The following is a 25068-nucleotide window of genomic DNA, read 5'->3' as shown; positions in this document are numbered from 1 at the left end:
CTATTGGAGTTATAAGCAGTTAATCCTTAGACGTTCTACAATACTTTGCCTACCTGTAAATCGATAGGTAACATATGGAATCAAAGAGCCTAGCACAAATAATAACGGGAATATGATTACCAATGGCCAGAAATTAAATTTGAAGTTTAAAAACCAAATTTGATCACATAGTGGGCGCACGATAAATAGTGAACTTCCAAGGCTTAACAATAGGGAAATTACCGCAGTAAATGTGGAATAATAGTATCCCTCCAAGCATAGCATTTTGACAAGCTGTTTTCTAGTCATGCCGATACTTTGCAATACAGCCAGTTCTCTGCCACGAATCAGGATACTGGCTAAAATCGTATTGATAAAATTCAAAATACCAATGATTCCAATAATAAATGATATCGTGCCACCAATCGATACAACGGTATTCTTAATCTCCGTAACACCTTCTAATGTAGTAAGTTTGGATTTATAACTCATTGTTGGCTCAACACTATTCGTATACTGTTTTAGAAAGTGCTCCATGTCAGTTTCTTTATCTTCTGTAACATCAAATACATAGCTCATTGCATAGGTATTTCCGGTGATTTTTTTATAAACATCCCCTGAAAAAAAGAAGCAGGAGTCGACCCAGTCATAAGTATTTGCCTCGTTTGCGACGACATGACCAAGTACAGTTACTTCATGAATATTACCGTTATAATTCAATTTGACTTTATCTCCAATACTATGATTCATACTGTCCATATCCATATTACCGCGTGAATCTACCCAGACACCCTCTAGAATATACTTCCCTGTTTCAAGTTTCTTTGTATCTATTTCACCATCAACTAATTTCACACGCGAAAACGGAAATTCATCCATACCATATATATGTGTGGAGAATGAACCATCCTTCTGCTGATTGATTGTCTGCTTGGTGGTTTTGCTTGTGTATGTAGCTTTACAACCGTATTGGCGACCACCTGTTTTAAATCCATCCTGTTTTTTTACTGCACTGATAAAACTTTCGCTAAGCGCACTTTCTTCATTGACTTGGTACTGAAAAAATAGGTTAGCCTGACCGATACTAAAATCAGAAACATTGGTATTTTTAAGAGCATTCTCCGCATCCACGCTATGGGAGAAATTGAAAATCGTATTGGTTAGCACGATGCTAAGCGAAAGACTTAGAATCACCAGAACAGTACGTTTCTTATTTCGCCCAAAATTTCCCCATGCCATCATTTTTTGAGGGGTTCCATTCTTTGTATTTTTCTTTCTTTTCTTACCACTGCTTAAATCAGCATCCGTATAGCGAACAGCTTCGATTGGAGATACTTTTGATGCCATTTTTGCTGGCTTTCGTGTACTGATAAACACTGTAATTAGCGTGAATACGGCAGCCACTACAAAAATAAGAGGATTAGGTGATACAATTACTACATTTCCATTGAAGCTGGATCGTGCCAGCAACGTCGGTAGAAGTGCCTTCCCCACAAAAAAGCCACCACAAAGTCCCAATGGAATACCTATCAGCGAAAGCATCCACGCCTGTCGGCCAATGATCGCGTAAAGTTGTCGTCCTGTAGTTCCAATGGTTTTTAGCAATCCATAAAAGTGCATATCGCGCAAAACGGAAATATGAAAAATATTATAGATGATCAAATAGCCTGTGAATACAAATAATAGCAAGGCACAGGAAAGTGCGATGATTGTTCCAACTCCTATTGTTGTCTGTTTCGATAAATACAGCGGATTAATTCCTGTATTTATATAGTTGGGTGCGTTCGTATCCATTGAAAGTCCGCTTTCTGCCACTACCTTCTCCAGATCTTTTTCAATATTTTGTGTGTCTGCAAATTTTATAATTCCGGAGATGGTTCCGGTTTCTGCCCGATCATTGCGGTAGGTGCTTTTCAATTCACCCAAATGAGCTTGCACATAAGCTTGAGAAGTAAGAATCGTGCCAGTCTGTACACCCGGGTAGCTCTTCCACCAACCAGCGAGTACGAAATCACGTGTAACTTTCTTATTGCGAACGGTAAAGTCTAATTTTATATGAGCACCCAGTTTTTGTGGAACACCAAGCATCTCTAGTGTCATCGTATCGGTGATTATCTCATTTTCTTCCTGTGGCCTATGCCCACTCGTCGGCTCAACGAACGCATATTTCAACCCAAGATCATCATAATACCAAAATTCTGTATGACGCTTGATAAGGGAATCGTTATCCACGCTGTCGGCAAGTTTACGACAATAGGCTATTTCATTTACCAATGGATGACTGCTTATAGTGCGATATTCTGATTCGGTCATATAATTAATACGTGCATGTCCTTCACCCCCAGACAGGATCGTATCGGCTCGCTGCATACTTTTCACTATACCAGACCCCATGGTAAACAGGCTTGTGAATAAAAGCGCAGTTAGGGCAATTGCAATTACAGCTATGATGTTGCGTGTTCTGGCATCATAAAAGCTTCTGACTGCCAACTTGCGGACTATTTTTCTATTTCCTACTCGAATCATATCGCATCACCAACTAAAATTTTTCCATCCTCAATATGGATAATACGGTCTGCAAGCTGAGCAAGTTCCTCATTATGAGTAATCATAACAATGGTCTGATTGAATTTTTCCCCAGTCACCTTCAAAAGCCCGATCACATCTTGGCTAGTCTTGCTATCCAGACTACCTGTCGGCTCATCGGCCAGTACAATAGCTGGCTTTGTTGCTAATGCTCTTGCAATGGCAACTCGTTGTTGCTGCCCACCAGAAAGCTGGTTTGGCAGGTCTTGCAGTTTACTTTCAAGTCCAAGCATCTGTATAATCTGCTTTATATATTTTTTATCCGGTTTGTTACCATCTAACTGTATAGGCAGAACAATGTTTTCATAAACATTCAGCATAGGTACAAGATTAAAGTTCTGGAATACAAAACCAATTTTACGGCGGCGAAAAATGGTCAGTTCTTCTTCTTTCAGCTCAAAAATTTTCTTGCCATCTATCGTCACACAGCCACTGGTTGGACGATCAATACCTCCGAGCATATGAAGAAAAGTAGATTTTCCACTGCCCGATGTTCCGACTACAGCAATAAACTCTCCTCTATCCACCGTCAGGCTCACGTTGTCCAGAGCATGAACGGCCGTTGGACCGCTTCCATATATTTTTTTTAATTGCTTTGCTTCTAATATAATCATAATAGCTTCCTCCTTAAGAAAAGTCTGCATCACATTTTTATGTGATATAAACAGGATAACAAAACAATCTTTCCACATTCTTTCAGAATTCTAACAGTTTTGAAAGATTTACCTTTTCTCAGTCGGAAGAAAAATAGAAAAGATGGAACCTAGTTCTAGTGCTCTAGATACCTTGATGTACCCACCTCCTTCTGAGAGAATCTCTCGCGTCAAAAATAAGCCAAGCCCGATACCTTCCCGACCACTTACATTAGATGAACGATAAAATCGAGAGAATATTTTCCCTTGCTCATCTTCTGCAATACCAATACCCTGATCGATGACATCAATTCTAAAAAACAAATTATATGGTACAGAGCGGATTGTGACAGTACTTTGACGATGAGAATATTTTACTGCGTTGTCGAGAACATTATAAATTGCTTCAACAGTCCATTTTGAGTCATAATAGACCGTGCCATTTGTCAATTCAGTTTCAATGATAATCTCTTTTTCTTCTGCTTTAGGTCGAATTTGGGCAATAACGGAATTAAGTAGCGCCTGCATGGTACCCTTTTGAGGATTAACGGTAATAATTCCGCTTTCCAGACGAGAGACCTTCACTAAGGCTAACATTAAAAAATCAAGCTTTTCCGCCTGTGTAGCCAACGCTTTTGCACATACTATACTGTCCTCTGGTAGATCATGTTCCATCAGAATCTGTGAATAAAGCATGATATTAGCAACAGGCGTCTTGGTTTGATGGGATATGTCAGAAATCAGGCGTTTTATATTTTCTTTTTCCATAGTCAGATTTTTGGAGGATACTGCACAGGATGATAAAAAACGAAACATCTTTTCTTCCACTGCTGACAGAGCGGATTCGTCAAAAGTATCAGCCGTAAAACTACCATCTATGGCGCTGTCCAACATATAAAACAGAGAATTCATGATTTTCTTTATTCTTCTACGATATAATAAAATGATTGGAATTACTATAACCAGCACAGCGACTGCCACAATTCCGATTATTAAAATCAACTTGTTCATTATATCACCGCCCAAGTGTAGCCAATACCATATATTGTTTTAATGTATACAGGTGAGGATGGTGTGTCTTCCAGCTTATCACGCAAACGCTTGACCGTAACTGAAAGGGCGTTTTCATCTACATACTCGGCGCCATCTGTCCAAATGGCATCCACCAACTGCGATCTTGTTAAGGAATGTCCTCTATTTTCAATCAAAATACGAAGCAGCTTTTGTTCAGTTTTGCTTAATTCAATGGGAACTCTATTTTTATAAAACTCCATTTTGGCAAAGGAGAATTGAAAGCCATTAATTAGTATTGGATCGACAAGAACAGGCGCAGCACTTCGGATTCGAGCTCCTACTCTTGCCCTCAGAATCATCAGGCTAAATGGCTTTGTGATATAATCATCCGCTCCCAATTCAAGACCAGTGACCACATCTGTCTCCATATCATTGGCAGTAAGAATTATTACTGGAATATCAGAGTAACTGCGTAACTCTTTCAAGAAATTCAATCCGTTCCCATCGGGTAGATTAATATCCAAAATGATAAGGTCAAAGGTCGTGATTCCGATTTCTTGCCATGCACAATGCAAATCTTGTGCCTGTATAAAGGTAAATTCACTGTCTTTTAAGGCGAGCGCAATACCGTTCGCTAAAGATAAATCATCTTCAATAATCAATATTCGTTTCATTTGCTGTTCCCCTCCTTGGCTCTTTATAATTGTAGACGAGCATCCAAATAACATCAAGAAACATTCTATAAATAAAACGTTTTATTTTTATCAGTACGAAGTGAAACCACAATATAAAAAATCCACGTTTATCATGGATATCGTGGGCAAGTTGCCAAAGAGTATATCTATAATAGGACTCCTTTTATACCAACCATATACCTGTATAACTTCGTATTTTCTTCATTTATATCCGTCCTTTCTTTTCAAAAACTGAATAAAAAAGATGTTAGTATTTCTACTAACATCTTTTTTCTATAACTCATTTTCTTTAACAATTCCAACTTCACCATAATAATTTGTGTTTTGATCTATTCTACCTTTATATACTACTTCATTTTTGTTTTCATCAAATACTCCAATATAATAAAAATACTTTCCTGCATCTTTTCCTTTTTCATCATAACCTATAGTTATATAATATACCTTATTACCAACTTTTCTCACTTGTAAAATATCGTCCCCATTAGCATCTATTTTTATATGGTTAATATATTCCACCTTTGAACTTTCTAAATCAACTAAAATCTCTCTAGCCTCACCATTATTAAGCTTTATATTTTTACCTTCAATTCCACCATGAGAAAATAATAATAGCTTATTATCCTCAACAGAGAATTTTTTTATGTTATCTTCTTTAGTACCTAAATCTATTGTCTTTATTTCTTTTCTGAAAGGGTCAAACACTAATAATGACGATTTATAACCCTTTTCTTTATCTTTTTCATTTACTAAAAAGTAAGCTTTATTCTTATTAGCAAAACATACTTCATTCTTTATATAAATGTCCTTTCCATCAAGTTCTTTACTTAAAATATGTTTAGAATTTTTACTAGATAAATTAATTTTATATAAGTTTAATTCAGTTTTATCAAAGTCATCACTTACAGATCCTTCGTAATCTGCATTTTCTCTTTTTTTCATATACTCTTGTGAATAACAACTTTTAAGTGTAACAATATACAGATTATCCTTGTCTATGCTTATGGGAACTGAAGAATAAACTACTCTTGTACTATTAACACTTTGATCACCTAAAGATACATTATAACTTTCAACTTTATCTTTGTTATCATATTTAATTTTTATATTTGCAACTAATTCATAATTATCTTCATCTGCATATTCATTATTTAAACGAACTGCTGCAAATCTATCATCATCTTTTAATAGAGCCGCTGAATAATCTACAAAACCATAAGTATGAATTTCTAATGCACTTCTTCCTTCTATATTATTCTTTGATAAATTAAAATTAGGAACGCCTTGCTTTGCCATATAATCTATTGATATATCATCATTGCTTATTTTTATCTCATTAGTTTCATACATGCCTTTATTATTTTGAAGTAAAATGTTTACATCTCCTAGTTCACTTCTTTTTCCATATAAATCTTCCACTTCTTCATTATTTTTGCCCAGATTAAATAGAGAAATACCTATTCCTAAAAGACCTACACATACGACACTTAAAAACTTTTTGCCAATATTTTTATTCATGCATTTCTCCCCCATTAAACATATATTTTCTTAGTCAATGTACTATAAGAAACACTCATAGACATGACAAATACTACTAGATAAAAGATCAAATGTGTTTTCATTAAAACATCTGAATATGTATTGTAAATTCCTGTTATCGATAAATATACACTAATTATTGATATAACATATATTACTCCAAATAATCCTCCTATTTTTTTAACTGTTTTATGCATCATAATTCCTGTAAATAAAACTGTCATAGCAAGGATTGGACCTAAAATAAATATCATTATAAACTCTACCCTACTTATTTGTGGTATGTGAATCATGTAAATATCTGGTCTTGCATTGTTTATAATATTTATAATATGCTCAAAGGATAATCCACTTATATTTTTCATCATTGTACCCATTATTAACCAACATAAAAATTGTACAAATATTACTCCATAAATTAATGTTATCATAGTTATTAATTTTGATATAAATATGATAAATTTGTTTTCTGGTAACATAAACAAAGTATATATTGGTTTCGTCTTATTTGAAAAATCTTTGTACCAAATTGTCAACCCATAATATAAACACCATAATAACGCTCCTATTAAAAGAAAAAATGTTAACTGGTAAGTCGTCTGTGCTACATATCCTGAGCTGAATAATTCTATTGCAATCTTTTCTTTTAATTCTGATATTCCTACTTTATAGCCTAAGATTGATTCAGCTTCTTTTATATTTAAATTAATTAAGAAAGTAAATAACCCAGCATTACTTAAAAATAACAAAGCAAGTATAGCAAAATATATCTTTTGTATTCTTTTAAACTCTACTTCAAACAAAGTCCATATTTTATTTCCCATCATATACCTCCCTCATTTTGTCAACAATTGACATCCCCTCGTTTTCTCTAATTTCTTCTGCATTAAAAATTTCTGCTACTTTTCCATTATTGATAATTATTACATCGTCCACAATTTGTTCTATTTCCCCTATTTCATGTGTAGTAATAATAATACTTTCATCCTCTTCAATAAACTCTAATATGGCTTTTATAAATTCTTCTCTTTTAAAAATATCTATTCCAGAGAATGGTTCATCAAGTAATGTGTATTTGGCTCTTTGCGCAAAACCAATTATGATTTTCACCCTTGCTTTATTTCCTTTTGATAATTTACTAATATTTTGATCATCCTCTAAGGAAAACATTTTAAGCATTTCATAAGCTCTTTTTTCATCCCAATTTTTATAGAAAATTTTCATAAGCTCAAAAGTCTCTTTAATATTCAAATGCGAGAAATGTATATCTATGTCTGGCACAAAGGTAAGTTTATTGTAGGTTTTTTGATTAAACTTCTCTCCATCAATAATAATTTCTCCTCTGTCTGGTTTTACAAGACCTGCAATAGATTTAAGAATAGTTGATTTTCCCACACCATTCACACCTAAAATAGCAGTAATTTTTCCTTCTTCTATATTAAAAGAAACATCATCTAAAGCTTTGACTATTCCATATCTCTTTTTAACATTTTTTACTTCAATCATATTTACCTAAAATCCCCCTAATCGTATTTTTCATTTATAATATTCTTAATTTCATCTTTCCCTACGTTAATAGCTTTCATCTGCTCAACAAAAATTTCCGTAGCTTCATTTATTAAACTTTGTCTTATTTGTCTAACAAAATTTTCATCTTCAGTAATAGTACTTTGATTATTTTTTATTGTATTAATAAGCCCCATTTCTTCCATCTCCTTATATGCTTTTTGCACTGTATTTGGATTGACATTAATAATTATTGCCATTTCCCTTCTTGAAGGAAGTTTTTCACCCATTTTCAATTCACCAGTCACAATTTTTTGTTTTATATTTCTAATGATTTGAATATATACAGGCTCTCTATCATTCACTATAAATTTCAATATCTATCTCCTTCTTTCAGAATCAATTATGTTAGTGTACTATATATATAATACACCCTTCATAGTGTATTATATATATAGTACACTATAGAAGTCAATAATATTTTGGTAAATCATTTTCCCAATTATTAATTATTTAAAATATAAAAAAATTCACAGAATAATATATATTTTCAAAAATATGTATTGCGTTTTTTAAATTTATACTATAAAATGTAAAAAACACATTTTTGTTATTGTCCTAGAAATAGGTTAATATAAACTTTTTTAATACTTACTTACCAAAAAAAATGACATCTAATAAATTAGATGTCATTTTTTTGTTTATTATATAAAATCAATTTTTAAAATTTATATAAATAATTATTTAATATTTTTAAGAATAGCCACTAAGTAATCCCACGTTCTCTCTGTTGAACTAATACTTAAGTGTTCATTAGGTGTGTGAACATCAAATAAATCTGGACCTATGGATACGGCCTCTGCTCCTTTTATGGCATCAAGCAATAATCCACATTCTAATCCAGCATGTAATGCCACTATCTCTGGCTTTTTACCTGTTACCTCTTCGTAAGTATCCTCACAAATTTTTTCTAGTTTAGAGTTTTTAGCATATTCCCACTCAGGATAATCATCTTCTAAATCTAAGTTAACTCCTATAAACTTGCTTTGCAGCTCCATTCTATAGTTCAAGTCTTCTTTTAAGCTTTTCACTGAACTTCTAGTTGCAAATTCAAACTTAATATTATTATCATCGGTTACTACAACACCTAAGTTAGTAGAACTTTCTACTAAACCTTCTATATCAGCGCTCATTGTTTGAATACCTCTAGGCATTAAATTTAATACACCAATAATTTTATCCTTAATATCGTCACTTAATGATTTGTCATGAGATTCTTCACATTTATTACATTCTAAAATTACTCCTGGATCTGAGGTTTTTAGTTCATTTTTAAATATATCTAAAATGCTTCCTATTTCTTTTTGTAAAGCTTCTTTATTATTATCATCTATAAGAATTACACATTCTGCTTCACGAGGTATGGCATTATTTTTAAGTCCACCATGAATAGTAACTAGATCATAATTTATTCCATTTTTACAAATATGATTTAAAACTCTACCCATTAATACATTGGAATTTCCTCTCTTTTTATCGATTTCCATTCCTGAATGTCCACCTTGAAGACCCTTTATTCCTATGTTATAAGCTACTTTTGATGAAGAAGCTTCCTTGTACTCTTTATCTATATTAATAACTGCAGTCACACCACCAGCACAACTTACAGTTATTTTTCCTTCTTCTTCTGAGTCTACGTTTATTATATATCTTCCTTTGAATATGCTTCCATCTAGCTTCATAGCACCTATCATACTAACTTCTTCATTAACTGTATAAAGTACTTCAAGAGGAGGATGAGGTATATCATCACTTGCTAGTAAGGCAAGTCCCATGGCAACTGCTATTCCATTATCAGCTCCCAGAGTTGTTCCTGTGGCATATAGATAATCTCCATCTACTCTTAATTTTATTTCATCTTTAGTAAAGTCATGAATTGTGTCTTTATTTTTCTCACAAACCATATCCATATGTCCTTGAAGTATTACTCCTGGACTATTTTCATACCCTTGTGTACCTGGCTTTTTAATTATTACGTTTAATGTTTCATCTTGAATTGCCTCTAATCCAAGTCTTTTAGCTTCACTTACTAAATAATCACTTATTCCCTTTTCATTTCCAGAGCCTCTAGGTATTTTAGATATTTCTGAAAAATATTTAAAAACTGATTGTAGTTTTGGGTTTTCAATATTTATTGTCATTTACTTTCTCCTTCAAATTAATTTATACCATCATCATAGCAATACTTAATATAATTGCTGATGCAACGAAAATAGCTAATAATACTTTCGTTACAAACTTAACCCATGATGAATAATCTACTTTTGCTATAGCTAGTGTTCCCATTATAACACCACTTGTTGGTGTAACTAAGTTTACAATACCACTACCAGCACTAAATATTGAGATTATAACTTCTGGTGAAAATCCTAAACTAACTGCTAAAGGCCCAAATATTGGCATTGATAAACCTGCAAGTCCAGATGTAGAAGGTATAAAAAATGACAACGCCATATAAATTAAATAAGCAACTACTGTAAATATAATTGGTGACATTCCAATTAATACTGAAGATGCCTTTGACAATACATATGCATCTAATCCTGTAGAGCCCATTATAACTGATATACCTTTTGAGACACCTATGACTAAGGCAACTCCAACCATTTCAGCTGCTCCATCTAGGAATGAATTTACTATTTCTAATTCTGTCATTCTATAAACTAAACCTATAATTATTGCCATAATTACAAACCACATGCCTAGTTCAGAGAACCACCAGCTTCCAAGGGGAGCTCCAGTTAAAAACGCTGTATTTGCAAATATAGTTATTCCAAATTCTTCCCAAGGAATAATTCCTGCTACCATTACTAAGAAAGTAAAAGCAAATAGTGATAATACAACTTTTCTCTGTCCAGTAAACTCTATTATTTCTTCTTTGCCATCTTTATTTCCTATAAAAGCTTCATTTGCTTGTCTTATTTCTGAGTCTGATAATAATGTATTTGATTTATCAGCATGAACCTTTTTAGCATAATTCATAACAAAAAATATGGATATAAGTAGTGATGATAACCATAATGCTATATTCGTACCAATTACTATAACTTGATTGGTAGCAATATTTACTCCTTTTAGTGCACCAATACTTACAGAAACTAGAAATGGATTAACTGTAGATCCCAAAACACCACAACCTGCTCCTAAAATAATTGTTCCTACAGATACTAAAGGATCAAATCCTGCTATTATCATAGTAGTTGTAACTAAGGCTGTAAAAGCTATAGTTTCTTCTGCCATACCAAAACTAGTTCCTCCAAGAGAGAATAAAAACATTAGCACTGGTATTAGAATTAATTCTTTTCCTTTTAACTTGGCAACAACATTTCCTATACCTGCATCTAAAGCGCCTGTTTTTGTTGTAACTCCTAAAAAACCTCCTATTAATAAAACAAATATGGCTATATCAATTGACTCCTTTAATCCAGTTATTGGAGCCATAACGAAATCTGCCAAAGTTGCCTTCTTAACTCCTGGTATAAAATATGTTGCAATTGCTATAATTGCTGTTATGGCTAATAATACAGTATAAGCCGTTGGTAACTTAAATGATCTTTTCTTATTTTCATTTGTGCTCATTTTACATTTCTCCTTTAATAACTTTTGCTATTTATATTAAATTTGCCATTAAAAGATATTTTATGTAAGAGTGAATAAAATAAAGCCACTAATTATTACATTAATGGCTTTATTTCAATAAAAATTTTTTTCTTAAAATTATATGATTTATTTTACTAATATGAAGACCTAGTTTATTTTTATTAGTCAAGAAAGCACCTCCATAAATTTGTTTTGTACTAAACTATAATAACTACTACTTTATAGTTATGTTAACAAAAAAGAATATGCTAATATAAGCATATTCTTTTTTAGTATAATAATTTATTTATTTGTTGAATTATCTTCTAACTCAGCTTTCCCAAGCATTAACGCAAGTATATCATCGTCAGATTTTATTGTCCATACTTTATCTTTTTTTATTAAATTTACTTTTCCAGTTCTTGTTTCCACCTTACCTGACTTAACTTTTTCTAATAAACTTTTACTCATATAATCATCATTTACTTCTTTTCCACTAAAAGCATCTGTTAATCCTTCTTGCATTACTTCTATTAACATATTCCCAAAATTAAGACTGCTAAGTTCTACTTCAACAGTTGCATTATCTCCATCTACTTTCTCAGATAATACTTTAGCATCCATTTTCGAAAGATATATTTTTAATGCTTCATCCATAACTTCATCTGTTTGTTCATCTGCAGCTTTATCTCCAGTTTCATCTTCTGTTTCTGAAATAGTATCTTCAATAAACTTACTAGCCTCTTCACTATCTCCTTTTTTCAGTTGTGTAAAATATGTATTTACTACATCTGTTGGACTTTCACTTTTACATCCTACTAACATCATACTTAGTGATAATATTGCTGCCATTAATACTGATAATTTTTTACTCATTTTTTTCTTCCCCCACAATTTAATTATTCTAATTTAATGCACTCTCTTTGTATTATATACCATAACCTTTGTCGAAATTAACATTTTATTGTCGTAAACAAATTTTCCCTGTAATTTAATATCATATATTTTATATTAAATATATGATATTTTTTATTCATACCCAAATACCGTTATGTTCTGTTACTTGTAACATGCAAATCTATCTTTATCATTTAACAAGTGTATTTTTAAAATTATTATTGACTAATGTTCTATGTTTTTTTATTATAGATATATAAAATTCAAGTGAAAAAGAGGACTAATATGAAAAATTTTTATATGAAATATAAAAATCACATAGGTATTATAGTTGATAGTACTATTATAGTTTTGGGATTATATATTAAAAACTACATATTTGCTGCTATGGGATTAGCATTATTATTACTAACTCTATATGTTTTTAAATTGGAAAAAAGAAATGAAGAAGAAAAAGCTAAAAAAGTTGCAGAAAAGAAAGCATCTAAAGCTGAACAAAGGCGTCTAAATAAAGGTAAGAAAAAAAAGAAAAAGAAAAAAAGATAATATTAAAGCTCCCATTTAATACATGGGAGCTTTATTTTGCGTTTTAATTTCTTATTTAATCATAAAACTTATAGCTGCTATAAACCATAAATGTAATGGATAGAATACATAGAATAAATACTTACTAAATTTATTGTTTAAACCTCTTTCTCCGTTATATAGAAGTATTGTTGGTATAGCTAAAATTGCTAAGAAATCTGAGTTATACATTAACATATCAAGTGTATCCTTAATTGAGTCATAAGGAGCATATGACATAAAGAAAAGTATTATAGATAATAATAAATACCCTATTATTTGTTTTTTCTTATTTCCATTAAAGAAATAAGTGATCATTATAAATGGTATAACTGAAAATCCACCTTCTACTAAAGGAGCAACATAAAATGCCACTACTATAGCAACTACATTGAATAATACTTTTACTAATCCTTCATTATTTTTAGCTCTTTCAAATATGCTTATTACAATAAATCCTACGAATAGTGTAGCAAATATATTATTATCAACCATTACGTTTTTGCTTGCAAATAAAGTATTTATTATCATATTTCCCAAATGCATAAATACTGCAAACCCTAATAATCTAACTCCGTATTTTCGTTTATCTCTAGTATAAAAATATCCTTCCACCAAGAAATATGCAAACATAGGTGCAACACCTCTTGTCAATGCATGTACCCAGCTAGGCATTAATCCATTAAATGCAAAAAATATATGATCAAGTAACATAAGTGCAATTAAAAATATTTTTATTTGAAATGCATTAAATTTTTTCATTTGTTTTCCCCCTCAAGTTGATATATTCATTCTATATCACATGAGAATTTCTACCTATTTATTTACATTACATTATAATTACATTTTTGAAATATAGTTTTCTTACATTTTTAGTGATTATGCAAAAGTAATGATACTACTAAAATTACACCTGCTATGCCAAGGCATATTAAACTATAAGACATTAAGTTAGTTTTAAAATAGACAAATGGATTTAGCGCATATATTGATTCAGGATTTACAATTTTACTATATATATCATCTTCATCTTCTAATATAAGTAGTTTTATTTTCACTTCTAATTCAGATAATGAGCCCTTACTTCCCTTCTCTTTTGTATCTTCTATTAATTTTAACATTACTGCTTTCTTATCTAATTTAAGATTATTATTTTCTTTTTTTAAGCTTGAATCTATAATCTCTTTTACAGTCTCTTCTATAATTTGTTTTATTTGCGGATTTTTTGATTGTATAAATTTAAGTTCTTTTAAAGTTATTTTTTCTCCTTTTAATATGTTATCTTTTATATATTCAAATTTTTTCAAATCCACTTCTTCATTTTTAATTGTTTGTTTGGTAGATTTTATAACTTCATTTATTATTTCTTTTTTTAATTTAACTAATATTGTTTTTAGCGTGTTTTCTTTATTCCCTTGCTCAATACTTTCTTCTTTTTTTAATTTATTTATCTCTTTTGAAATTATTTCATCTACATCTTCACCTGATTTACATCCTTTTATAATATTTTTTAAAGATTTGTATTCATTTTTTATCTCATTAGCCGCATTTTTTGACTCAGGATATTTTCTATCTATAAAGTCTTTTTCTTCAGATGTTAAATTCTTACCTTTTATAATTTTTAATAATATATTTTCAAGTTTAGATAAATCTTTCTTTATTTGTACAAAATATTTTTCAATCTCACCTATTGATTCTTCTTTTACTTTCCATTCACTTGCTGTAATTTTGCAATCTTTAAACAGTGTATTGTTTTTTATCTTTTCATTATTTATTAAATTATTAATATCCTTGTCCGTATTTTGTATTTCACCTAATTTGCTCATCTTTATAAAAATCTTTAGTTCATTTGCTTCTTTATATGTTTTAGTAGCAAATTCCTTTAGTTGTGGATATTTCTTATTAATAAATTCCTTTTCTTTGGAAGTTAAAGACTCTCCTTTAACTATTTTTATAGCTATATTTTCAGCTTTAGCTATGATTTCTTTTATTTTAATTACCATCTCTTTATTTAAGTTTTCTTGAACATCTTTTAAAGTATTACTTATTTCACCTTTTAATTCCCCTGTATTTGTATTATTTAATTCTTCATTTTTGTATATATTATTTAACTCTAAATCATTATTACTTAAGTTCAAATTGTTTAATTTATTAATCATATATAACTCCAAATTATTAATATCCTTATCCATGTTTGGTATTTCACCTAATTTGCTCATCTTCATAAAAATCTTTTGTTCATTTGCTTCTTTATATGTTTTAGTAGCAAATTCCTTTAGCTGCGGATATTTCTTATTAATAAACTCCTTTTCTTCTGAAGTTAAAGACTCTCCTTTAACTATTTTTATAGCTATATTTTCAGCTTTAGCTATCATTTCTTTATTAAAATTTGCTTGAGCATCTTTTAAATTATTGCTTATTTCACCTTTTAATTCCCCTGTATTTGTATTATTTAATTCTTCATTTTTGTATATATTATTCAGCTCTAAATCATTATTACTTAAGTTCAAATTGTTTAATTTATTAATCATATATAACTCCATTTAATTCTTCATATTAATATATGGACCCTTATGTTTATTTATATTTTATATACGGACAGATTTTATTTTGCTAAAATTCAAAATGAATTTAAAATTTAATTTCTTTGATAACTTAACTATATGCTGTTAATGAATACACTAATATGGGTATTATTTATTATAAATAGATAAAAATATAATAAATAATCTTAGTTTAAATTTTTATCATACTTATTTAAAGGAGAATATAAAAATGAAATATTTTATTGTTGAAGGTAATTTAAAAAGTTCTGATCCAATAGATGATAATATAATGAAAGAGCACATGGCTTATTCAGGAAAAGCTATGAAGGAAGGTTCAATATTAATGACAGGACTTAAAGAAGATATGAGTGGTGTTGTATTTATAATGAAAGCAGAAAATCCTGAGAAAGTAGAAGAGTATTTATCTAAAGAACCTTTAAAAATTCACGACATTCAAGAGTATAAGGTTACAGAATTCTCTCCTCACTACTTTAATGAATCACCTAAAGAATGGTTTAGTGTATAAAAATACTGGAATGAATTTTCATTCCAGTATTTTTATATACTTAATACAACATAAATTCTATTTTTATCTAAATATTTATTTCTAGTATTATACTTCTTATTCACATTTCTTAATCAGTTTAACATTATACTTTTCCACACTATTTAAACAATCTTCCATGTATAGCATATATTTCGTTTCTAGCAAGCTTTAATTCCCAGCTAGAAATTACACTTAATATTGTTACAGTAATTATGTCATAAATTATAGTTTACAACTGTATAAAACACCTTTTACTAAATTATATGTTAAGTTACCAATTTCCTGAGAAGACTCCACGCATCCACCCTTCATCCATGATTTTAATATACCAATATAACCACTTTTAACAAATGAGTATACATAAGCAAGATGATCTATTTTACCATCAAAATCTTGTCTAAGTTGATCTTTAATATGATTTTCAACTAGTTCCTCCAGCTTAAATAAGAAACTTATATCGCCATTTTGACTGAAAATACATTTGCAAAACTCAACATTTTCTTCTATAACATCACACATATCTTCAATAAATTCATGAGCTTCTTTATCAATATCATGAGTTTTATTATCCTTAATAACGTGTAACTCTAAAATATGCACAAATTCATTATAAAGCTCTGTTTCTAACTTTTCCAACATATCTGGTATATCGCAGTAATAATTATAAAAAGTCGACCTGTTTAAGTCTGCATCAGAAACTAATTCTTTTACTGTAATATTATTTACTGACTTTTCCTTCATTAAATTTATTAAACTCTGCTTTAAAGATTCTTTTGACTTTCTAATTCTACGGTCATTTTTTATGTTCATTAATTTACTCCTCCCCTTAAAAATAAACAACATTTTTTAAGTAAATGTCGTTTATCATACATTTTCTATTATTTTAATGATTGAATATTATTTCTTATAAAATTATAATACATATTATAGCAAAAAACAACACCATGTTGTTTATAAAAACTTAATATTGAGAAGGGTGATATATATGCTAAAAAAAGAATGGAAAGACTTATTCAAAAACAAATTTATGATTGTAGCTCTTATAGCTATCATTGCAATCCCAACTATTTATTCAACTTTATTTTTAAGTTCCATGTGGGATCCTTACGGTAAAGTTAGTAATCTTCCAGTTGCTGTTGTAAATAATGATAATCCTGTTGATTATGAGGATAAGGAAGTAAATGTTGGTGAAAGACTTGTTGATAGTCTAAAAGAAAATGACTCCTTAGCATTTAACTTTGTTGATGAAAAAGTGGCAATGGATGGTTTAGAAAATGGTACTTATTATATGGTAATTACTATTCCTAAAAACTTTTCAAAAGATGCTACTACTTTATTAGATAAAAAACCTAAGAAAATGGTATTAGAATATGCTACAAACCCAGGTAAAAACTATATCGCCAGTAAAATGAGTGAAACTGCTTTAAGTAAAGTTCAAAATACAATTTCTCAAAATGTAACTGAAACTTATGCAGATGTCGTATTTGAACAGTTTGGCACTGTAGGTGATGGACTTAAAGAAGCATCTGACGGTTCTTTGGAACTAAAAGACGGCTTAGGTGATTTAAAAGATGGTGGTGTGAAACTAAGTAATGGTTTAGGCACTCTTTCTAATAGTATGTTAACATTTACTAATGGTACAAATACTTTATCACAAGGTTTAGATACTTATTTAGCAGGTGTAAAAACTTTAAATTCTGCTTCTGGAGAACTTGCAAATGGTGCTAATAAATTGGCAGATGGTGCTAATCAGTTAAATTCTGCTGTTAAAGGAATATCTATTCCAAATATATCTTTAAGTAAAGAGCAAAAAAACACTCTAAAAGATACAGCAGCTTCTAGTGTTTCTGGTTATTCTAAGCAACTATCTTCTGGTATAGGTAGCGCTGTTAGCAGTAAAGTAAGTAACACTTTAACTTCAGATAATACAGTTAAAGCAGTGTCTTCAGCAATACTTAGTGATAGTAATATTACTCAAATGGTAGGAGCTCTTCAAGCAGCAGGATATACTAAAGAGCAAGCCCAAGGCTTAGTTGTTGGAATAGTGTCAAATACATTGAAAGGTGTATCTTCTAATATTACTGCTGATTCTATAACAAGTGCAGTTTCTCCATCAGTATCTAGTACTATGAGCAAAATTGCAGCAGGAGCAGCAGAAAATGGAGCTGAGGGTGTTTTAAAAGAAGTAAACTCAAATCTTTCTAATTATGAAAAAATGTTTACTACCTTAAAATCATCTACAAAAACTCTTTCAGATGGATTAAATACATTAAGTGCTGGTGCCAATGAATTAAAGGCAGGCTCAGACAAACTTGTAGCTAATAACCCTCAATTAAAATCTGGTATGACATCACTTTCAGATGGTACAAATAAAATATCATCTGGTGTTAATGATTTAAAAGATGGATCTGTAAGTTTAAAAGATGGTTTAAAAACTGCTTATGATGGAAGTAATACTCTTCAAACAAGTTTAGATGACGGAGCTAAATCTGTAAAAGATACTACTTCTAAAATAAATGATGATACATTAAAAATGTTTGCATCACCTGTAGACTCATCTAAAACTCAAATAACTAAAGTTGCAGATAATGGTCATGCCATGGCTGCATATATGATGGTCGTTGGTCTTTGGGTTGGATGTATGGGATTCTGCACAGTTTACCCATTAACTAAAAATAGCTCAAAGATAAAATCAGGCTTTAGATTATGGTTAAGCAAAGCAAGTGTTATGTATCCAGCAATAATATTAGCTTCTATAGCAATGATTTCAGCTCTAAGCTTCTTCAATGGATTTAGCCCAGCTGATTTAAATAGTACCATATTAGTCGCAGTTGTTGCCGCAATAACCTTTATGAGTATAATATACTTCTTTAATGTGGCCTTTGGAGTAGTTGGTAAATTCTTAGTTCTAGTACTTATGGTTATTCAGTTATCTGGTTCTACAGGTACTTATCCTTTAGAATTATCCGGTGATTTTGTAGCTAAAATAACTAATTATCTTCCATTTACTCACGTAGTTACTGCATTCAGAAGTACAATATCCGGTGGACCTAGCATAGAAAATCATTTGATTTTCCTTGCTTCTATAGCTGTAGTAATGATATTAATAACAATTGCATTCCTTGAGTTTAAGGTAAGATATAAATCTAATAAGAATAATTTTACTGAAGATGATATGGATGACAAATTAGCAGTTTAATAAATTAATAAAAATAAGGATTATGTTTTAAACACATAATCCTTATTTTTATGACTTAAAGTTTTTTATTTCATTAAATGAACAAGGTACTATTGCTATAAACTTGATTTTTCTAATATTTCTTCTTTAAAGTTATCACTATTTATTGGCCACTTACCATGTTTTCTTGCAGCTCCCATAAATGCATCTATATTTTCTATAGGAGCGTTAATAGGTATACCACATCCTGTACTTAGTAAATATCCCTTTGGACTGTCATAACCCTCTTCTATACATTTTTTTACACCTGCGTAAACATCTTCTACAGTGCCAAGCATCATTATTTCTACTGGATCCACATTTCCAACAATAGGAAGTCTGTCTCCCACAAGTTTTTTTGTATCAACTAAACTAACTCTATTGTCAATACTTAACATATTACAACCACTTTCCACCAAGTCTAGTGTCATATGAGAAGTTTCTCCACAAACATGATATGTAAGAGATTTTCCAAAACTATGTACATAATCCACTATTTCTTTTGTATATGGAAGAACAAACTCTATATAGGTTTTTTTATCTATTAGTGTTCCTGAAGCTATTGGATCACACAAAGATATTCCCGCTCCTGCTTCTAAGAAATCTTTCATTACTATTTTAGTGGCATCCGTACTAAATCTTAATAATTCATGAACTTTTTCAGGTTCTTTTCTTATTGATCTTAATAATTTTTCCACAGGATAAATACTTCCTGCTGCTGTTATTGGTCCATGAATACTTAAAGATGCTCCAACTTCATGTCCATATTTCTCCATACAAATATGATACGCATCATAATTTAATTGATACCATGGATCATTTTTTCTTTCTATTTTTGATAAATCTAAAGAACTTAAATCTTTAAGATTTTTTAAATAATGCTCTATTATGGCTGGAACTCCATCTTCTGGATCATTAGTTTTACTACCTAAGGCAATACCAACGCCATGAAGTCCATACTCTATGGAAATACTATCATTTCCAAATCTCTCATAACAAGCTATTTGTGCCTGAGCTTGGTTTTTAGCACAACTTCTTTTTTCTTTATGTGTAATTCCAGCTACTCTTCCTGATACTGATGTTACAAATGGTAGGGCTGGTATTCTATCTATTTCTTTTCCACTAAAAAATCCTGCTAGTCTTTCCTTAGGAGTCATTTGATCATCTTTATGCATTGTAATCCCCCCAGTTCAATAATTTTATAATTAGTTAGATGGAAACTTTAAACAACTAGAAAATAATCTTTCATAACCTTCTGATGCTCCAAGCTCCATATATTCCATATCTTTAGATAGTAATTCCATATCTTTTTTAGCTTCCTTAGACATTAATGCCATATAGGCTCCTGTTTTTGAAGAATTACCTACATAAACTATTTTTTCTTTTACTTCCATTGGTAAAATTCCTGTTCCAACTAAGCTGTCTACACTAACATGAGCTCCAAATTGACCTGCTATCATTACCTTTTTAAGGTCTTTCATTTCAATGTTAGCTTTTTTAAGTAGTGCATAAAAACCAGAAAGTATGGCTCCCTTTGCTAGCTGAACTTGTCTAATATCACCTTGAGTAATCAAAAGTTTATTTTTATTATCATCATAAAGAATAAATTCTCTTTTTTTATTATTAATTTGTATTCTATTTAATCGATAATCATCTTCTTCTAACTTTTCTAGCTTAATAAAAGCCCCATTATCTCTTACAATTCCTGTTTTTAATAGTTCTTTTACTACTGCTAAGATTCCACTTCCACATATTCCTATAGGTTTTTCTTCTCCTATAACTTTTATTACATTTTCTTCTTCGTTAATAATTACATCTTCTATGGCTCCATTTGCTGCTCTCATTCCACAACTAATGTTCATTCCCTCTAGTGCTGGTCCTGCTGCACAAGAACAAGATAAAAGATCACCTTTATTTGATAGAACGATTTCCCCGTTTGTCCCTATATCTATGAAAAGTACATTTTCATCTGCTTTATTTAATTCACATACATAAGCCCCTGCTACTATATCAGCTCCTATATATGCAGATACAGAAGGTAGGCAATAAAGTCTTGCTTCATCACAAGCTAATAATCCTATATCTTTTGCTAGAATGTTTTTTGAACTAGTAAAAATAGGTGCGAATGGAGACTTTCCAATAGATTTGGCATCTATTCCAAGTAACATATGCATCATTGTACAATTTGCTGCCACAGTAATTTCGTATATATGTTTTTTATTTACATTTGCTTTCTTACATAGTTTTTCTATCATTTCATTTATAGAAGTTACTATAGCCTTTTGTAAATTTTCAACTCCATCTTCTTCATTTTCCACTTCATATGTAATTCTAGTTAACACATCTAATCCATACTGTTTTTGTGAGTTAATCATAGATTCAACACATAGCTCTTCACCAGAGTTTACATCTACTAAAGATGTAACTACTGTTGTTGTTCCTATATCCATAATCACTCCATATATTTTATCTCTTGTATCATTTTTTTCCAGATAAATTACTTCATCATTATTAAAAACTGCTGTGATTTTTTCATCTTGTGGTTTTATTTCTTTTAATAATTTCCAATCTAATTTATCAATATTCAATTGTCTCAAAATTTCATTTTCCAATGGTCTTTGATTTTCTAAAGTTGATTTTTCAAGAGTTATTAATTTTTTATGTATTGAAGGGTTAACTTCAAACTTTGGCATATACCCACTGCTTAATACTCTATGTTTTCTCTCTTTCTGTAATAATTCTATTTTTATATCTTCTTGTGGTTTTACTAAACAAGATAAACGTATATTATCTTTAATTTCATCTTGGGATAAAAGTTTCTTCTCTGTTTCACTTAATTCTCCCAAATCTCCAGAAATAAGCTTAATTTTACATTTTCCACAAACACCTTTACCATTACAAGCATTATCAACAAATATATTTTCATCTAATAAAGCATCCATTAATGTTTTATCTTCTTTTGTTTCTATGATTTTATTTTCTTTTTCTATGAAAATTTTACACATTTACCTTAATCTCCTCTGTGTTTAATGTACTTAGGATAGATTGTATATTTTTAAGTGGAGATTTTGTTCCAAGTCCACATGCTGGTGATATAATATTTGACCCATCTTTCACACATTTGTTAGTTAACAATGAAATTTTGTCTGGAGTTCCAAATTCCAATGTATATGTACTTACATTTCCCATAAGAATTCTATTTGGTAAATTAGCTCTAGCATTTTTCATAGAAACTACTGAGTCAAAACTAAGAGCATTACTTTGTATCATATTTACTTCTTTGTAAACACTTCTCATTTGACCACAAATATGTACAATAGTTCCTATTTTTTCTTTTTGCAAACTATGAATTATCCTATTTATATATTTAACTGCAAATTGTTCAAAATCTCTTGGTCCTAAAATTTCTCCACTGCCACTTGGGTCAGAGATGGCAATTATATCTGCTCCTGCATCTATTTGAGCTCTAGCAAAATTAATGATTTCATCTGTAACAAATGACATAAATTCATGAGCTTTTTTATTTTTTTTCCTCAACTCTTTATAAAAAACAACAGGCTCCATAAGAGAACTGGCTGTACTTATTGGCCCTGTAATATTTCCTATTATAGGTACATTATCATTTTTTGATTTTAAAATTTTTATAGCATCTAATACTACCTTTTCTCTGCCTTCTTGCATACTCATTTCTTTTAAATTTTCGTATTCGTCCACACTATTTATGGCATATTCAATTACATGAGGCTCATATTCTCTAGTTCCTAAAGTTACTTTAGCTCCCATAGCTTCAGCTTCTACAGTCATACAAAAAGGAACTCCATAATTTTCAAAACACCCATTTTCATAGTTTGCACTGGCAAGTTCAGCCATTTTTTCTCCATTTAAGTGTGCATTTGGCCAAAATACATTCGATCTATCCATTAAATCTGTTGTTATCATGTTCATCATTCCACCTGGACATATGCAAGGCGGTCTATCAACTTCTTCATTATTAAATACTTTTTTAATTCTCTCTTTTGGTGTAATCATTTTATCAACCTCGTTTTAAATAGCATTTACTAAGTTCTTAGCATGTAGAAGCTCTTTGGCAACTTTTACTGCTTCAACTGCATTACTTGAATATCCATCTGCACCTATTTCATTTGCATATTTTTGTGAAATAGGACTTCCACCAACCATAACTGTAACATTATCTCTTATGCCTTCTTCATTTAACATGTCAATAACTGTTTTCATTCCACCCATAGTTGTTGTCATTAATGTTGACATACAAAGAAGTGATGCATTTGTTTCTTTTACTTTTTCCACAAAAGATTTTAAATTAACATCTCTTCCTAAATCATGCATTTCAAAACCAGCAGTTTCAAACATAATTCTAACTAAGTTCTTACCTATGTCATGTGTGTCTCCTTCAACAACACCTATAACACCTTTTACTTTTGCATCCTCCTCTTGTTCTGGTAAATGAGGTCTTAAAACATCCAGCCCTGCATACATGGCATCTGAACACAACAATACATCAGTTACAAAATATTCTTCTTCATCATAAAGCTTACTTGCTTCATTCATTCCCTCAACTAATCCATCCATTATTCCATCAAAAGCTGAATGTCCTTCATTTAAATATTCCTTAGCTACATCCACCACTTCTTCGTCTTCCATTTCAACTACACACTCAGCTAATTTTTTTAAAAGTTCTTTTTTTGATGACATAATTGTCCCCCCTATTTTATTATTTTATATTAGTTTGATTCCCTTAATTTTGCCTTCAGTCAATTCATAATTTATATTTTTTATGCACATTTGACCTGCTATTTTCATTTTTCCTATAGCTTCAATACAGCCCTCACCATATTTCATAGGTTTTGATAATTCAATATCATATAAACTTGCTTTATTTGTTCCAAGAAGTGCAAATGTTGTTTTTGGGCATAGTAATAATATGGTCTTATCATCTATAATTTTTTCAGCCTTTTTCAAGAAAGGATATGTAAACATGTCCACACTTTCTTTCATCATCTTAGGCCCAAGAATATTAACACCACCTGAAGAGTCAGCAAAACTAATTAAGTTTGCACCTGCTCTTTGTCCTTCTTCTATAAAGTTAAGAATTTCATTTTGAAATTTATCAAATATTTGTTTCATCTTTTCTGGTTCTTTTCTAAAAATCTTAAATACATGTGTAGCATCCATTAATACATTTAAGATTGTAAATGGTCCACTAACTTCTAAAACAATATTTTCTCCTTCATTTCTTAAACATGTGCAGGCCTTTAATACTTCTGATATTCTACCTTTTGTAAAATCAATACTTTTAAGATTTAATAAATCATCAGCATTTTTGCACACATATTCCTTTGCCCTAGGTCCTATCTTTTCATCTCCATAATTAATAATTCCACCCATTGCTTCTCCTTCTACAGTGTGACAAAAAGGTAATTCACAAAAAGCTGCATTATCATGTTTTTTTAGTTCTTTAGCTATTAAGGTCATTGTCTCACAATGTTTATAGGCCTGGGGAAAACTTAATTTTAAATTTCTTGTCACTTCTTCATTTATTCCTGCTGAATTATTATAAGTACATTTAAAATCAACTATCTTCTCCATATATTCTTTTTAGACCTTTCTATATATTTAATTCTTCACATTAATAAGAGTAACATATTAAAATAACTTATAAAAATTGATAATTTTTATAGTTCTATGC

Annotated in this window: 22 protein-coding genes; 3 read left to right on the top strand and 19 right to left on the bottom strand. The window is 30.4% G+C overall.

Annotated elements, in window-relative coordinates; translation table 11 throughout:
- Nucleotides 1–9 precede the first annotated feature (9 nt).
- The 11 genes from K0039_RS08140 to K0039_RS08090 form a co-directional block, all read right to left on the bottom strand.
- Nucleotides 10–2505 carry an ABC transporter permease gene (locus tag K0039_RS08140; RefSeq protein ID WP_228104553.1) on the bottom strand — a complete coding sequence of 832 codons (2496 nt, stop codon included), beginning with the start codon at nt 2503–2505 and terminating at the stop codon, nt 10–12.
- Complete coding sequence (locus K0039_RS08135; protein ID WP_228104552.1) at nt 2502–3179, bottom strand: ABC transporter ATP-binding protein; 678 nt, start codon at nt 3177–3179, stop codon at nt 2502–2504. Before K0039_RS08135 ends, K0039_RS08140 begins: the two co-directional genes overlap by 4 nt.
- Before the next feature lie 108 nt (nt 3180–3287).
- Entirely contained in the window at nt 3288–4208 is a 921-nt protein-coding gene (locus tag K0039_RS08130; RefSeq protein WP_228104551.1) for a sensor histidine kinase, read from the bottom strand.
- The gene (locus K0039_RS08125) at nt 4208–4885 is read right to left on the bottom strand and encodes a response regulator transcription factor (protein ID WP_228104550.1); all 678 of its coding nucleotides are present in this window, start codon (nt 4883–4885) and stop codon (nt 4208–4210) included. The genes K0039_RS08130 and K0039_RS08125 overlap by 1 nt, the downstream gene beginning before the upstream one ends.
- Nucleotides 4886–5179: 294 nt before the next feature.
- The gene (locus K0039_RS08120; RefSeq protein WP_228104549.1) at nt 5180–6424 is read right to left on the bottom strand and encodes a hypothetical protein; all 1245 of its coding nucleotides are present in this window, start codon (nt 6422–6424) and stop codon (nt 5180–5182) included.
- A gap of 14 nt (nt 6425–6438) precedes the next feature.
- Complete coding sequence (locus K0039_RS08115; protein WP_228104548.1) at nt 6439–7269, bottom strand: hypothetical protein; 831 nt, start codon at nt 7267–7269, stop codon at nt 6439–6441.
- Nucleotides 7259–7951: an ABC transporter ATP-binding protein gene (locus K0039_RS08110; protein WP_228104547.1), complete on the bottom strand. Its 693-nt coding sequence runs from the start codon at nt 7949–7951 to the stop codon at nt 7259–7261. Before K0039_RS08110 ends, K0039_RS08115 begins: the two co-directional genes overlap by 11 nt.
- A 17-nt stretch (nt 7952–7968) precedes the next feature.
- On the bottom strand, nt 7969–8328 hold the full coding sequence (locus K0039_RS08105) for a GntR family transcriptional regulator (RefSeq protein ID WP_228104546.1): 360 nt from the start codon (nt 8326–8328) through the stop codon (nt 7969–7971).
- A gap of 363 nt (nt 8329–8691) precedes the next feature.
- Nucleotides 8692–10152, bottom strand: a complete 1461-nt coding sequence (locus K0039_RS08100) for an aminoacyl-histidine dipeptidase (protein WP_228104545.1) — start codon at nt 10150–10152, stop codon at nt 8692–8694.
- A gap of 22 nt (nt 10153–10174) precedes the next feature.
- Nucleotides 10175–11590 carry a YfcC family protein gene (locus K0039_RS08095; RefSeq protein WP_228104544.1) on the bottom strand — a complete coding sequence of 472 codons (1416 nt, stop codon included), beginning with the start codon at nt 11588–11590 and terminating at the stop codon, nt 10175–10177.
- 303 nt (nt 11591–11893) lie between these two features.
- On the bottom strand, nt 11894–12466 hold the full coding sequence (locus tag K0039_RS08090) for a hypothetical protein (protein ID WP_228104543.1): 573 nt from the start codon (nt 12464–12466) through the stop codon (nt 11894–11896).
- A 306-nt stretch (nt 12467–12772) separates the two neighbouring features.
- Here K0039_RS08090 and K0039_RS08085 point away from each other — a divergent pair, with 306 nt between their 5' ends.
- Complete coding sequence (locus K0039_RS08085) at nt 12773–13033, top strand: hypothetical protein (protein ID WP_228104542.1); 261 nt, start codon at nt 12773–12775, stop codon at nt 13031–13033.
- A gap of 51 nt (nt 13034–13084) precedes the next feature.
- On the opposite strand, the gene K0039_RS08080 is transcribed toward K0039_RS08085, so the two are convergent.
- Both K0039_RS08080 and K0039_RS08075 read right to left on the bottom strand, forming a co-directional pair.
- A complete protein-coding gene (locus K0039_RS08080; RefSeq protein WP_228104541.1) occupies nt 13085–13813 on the bottom strand; it encodes a TraX family protein in 729 nt (242 codons plus the stop codon).
- A 110-nt stretch (nt 13814–13923) separates the two neighbouring features.
- Nucleotides 13924–15582, bottom strand: a complete 1659-nt coding sequence (locus K0039_RS08075) for a hypothetical protein (protein ID WP_228104540.1) — start codon at nt 15580–15582, stop codon at nt 13924–13926.
- 244 nt (nt 15583–15826) lie between these two features.
- Between K0039_RS08075 and K0039_RS08070 the strand changes: the two genes are divergently transcribed.
- A complete protein-coding gene (locus K0039_RS08070; protein ID WP_228104539.1) occupies nt 15827–16123 on the top strand; it encodes a YciI family protein in 297 nt (98 codons plus the stop codon).
- A 243-nt stretch (nt 16124–16366) separates the two neighbouring features.
- Here K0039_RS08070 and K0039_RS08065 read toward each other — a convergent pair whose 3' ends face one another.
- Nucleotides 16367–16954 (bottom strand): TetR/AcrR family transcriptional regulator, encoded by a 588-nt coding sequence (locus K0039_RS08065; RefSeq protein ID WP_228104538.1) that lies wholly within the window; start codon nt 16952–16954, stop codon nt 16367–16369.
- Between the two features lie 175 nt (nt 16955–17129).
- Between K0039_RS08065 and K0039_RS08060 the strand changes: the two genes are divergently transcribed.
- Nucleotides 17130–19343, top strand: a complete 2214-nt coding sequence (locus tag K0039_RS08060) for a YhgE/Pip family protein (RefSeq protein WP_228104537.1) — start codon at nt 17130–17132, stop codon at nt 19341–19343.
- Nucleotides 19344–19438: 95 nt separating this feature from the next.
- Here K0039_RS08060 and K0039_RS08055 read toward each other — a convergent pair whose 3' ends face one another.
- Genes K0039_RS08055 through K0039_RS08035 form a run of 5 tightly spaced genes read right to left on the bottom strand, consistent with a single transcriptional unit; the run spans nt 19439 to nt 24968 of the window.
- Complete coding sequence (locus K0039_RS08055) at nt 19439–20536, bottom strand: uroporphyrinogen decarboxylase family protein (RefSeq protein WP_228104536.1); 1098 nt, start codon at nt 20534–20536, stop codon at nt 19439–19441.
- 30 nt (nt 20537–20566) lie between these two features.
- Nucleotides 20567–22366 carry an ASKHA domain-containing protein gene (locus K0039_RS08050; RefSeq protein WP_228104535.1) on the bottom strand — a complete coding sequence of 600 codons (1800 nt, stop codon included), beginning with the start codon at nt 22364–22366 and terminating at the stop codon, nt 20567–20569.
- Nucleotides 22359–23390 carry a methylcobamide:CoM methyltransferase MtbA gene (locus K0039_RS08045; protein WP_228104534.1) on the bottom strand — a complete coding sequence of 344 codons (1032 nt, stop codon included), beginning with the start codon at nt 23388–23390 and terminating at the stop codon, nt 22359–22361. The genes K0039_RS08050 and K0039_RS08045 overlap by 8 nt, the downstream gene beginning before the upstream one ends.
- 15 nt (nt 23391–23405) lie before the next feature.
- Nucleotides 23406–24074, bottom strand: coding sequence for a corrinoid protein (locus K0039_RS08040; RefSeq protein WP_228104533.1), 669 nt, complete (start codon nt 24072–24074; stop codon nt 23406–23408).
- 24 nt (nt 24075–24098) lie between these two features.
- A complete protein-coding gene (locus tag K0039_RS08035) occupies nt 24099–24968 on the bottom strand; it encodes a uroporphyrinogen decarboxylase family protein (protein ID WP_228104532.1) in 870 nt (289 codons plus the stop codon).
- Nucleotides 24969–25068 lie beyond the last annotated feature (100 nt).

The organism is Terrisporobacter mayombei (assembly GCF_020748465.1).
GTDB lineage: Bacteria > Bacillota > Clostridia > Peptostreptococcales > Peptostreptococcaceae > Terrisporobacter > Terrisporobacter mayombei.
Note: the sequence above shows the minus strand (reverse complement) of the source record. Positions and strands in the feature narration are given on the sequence as shown.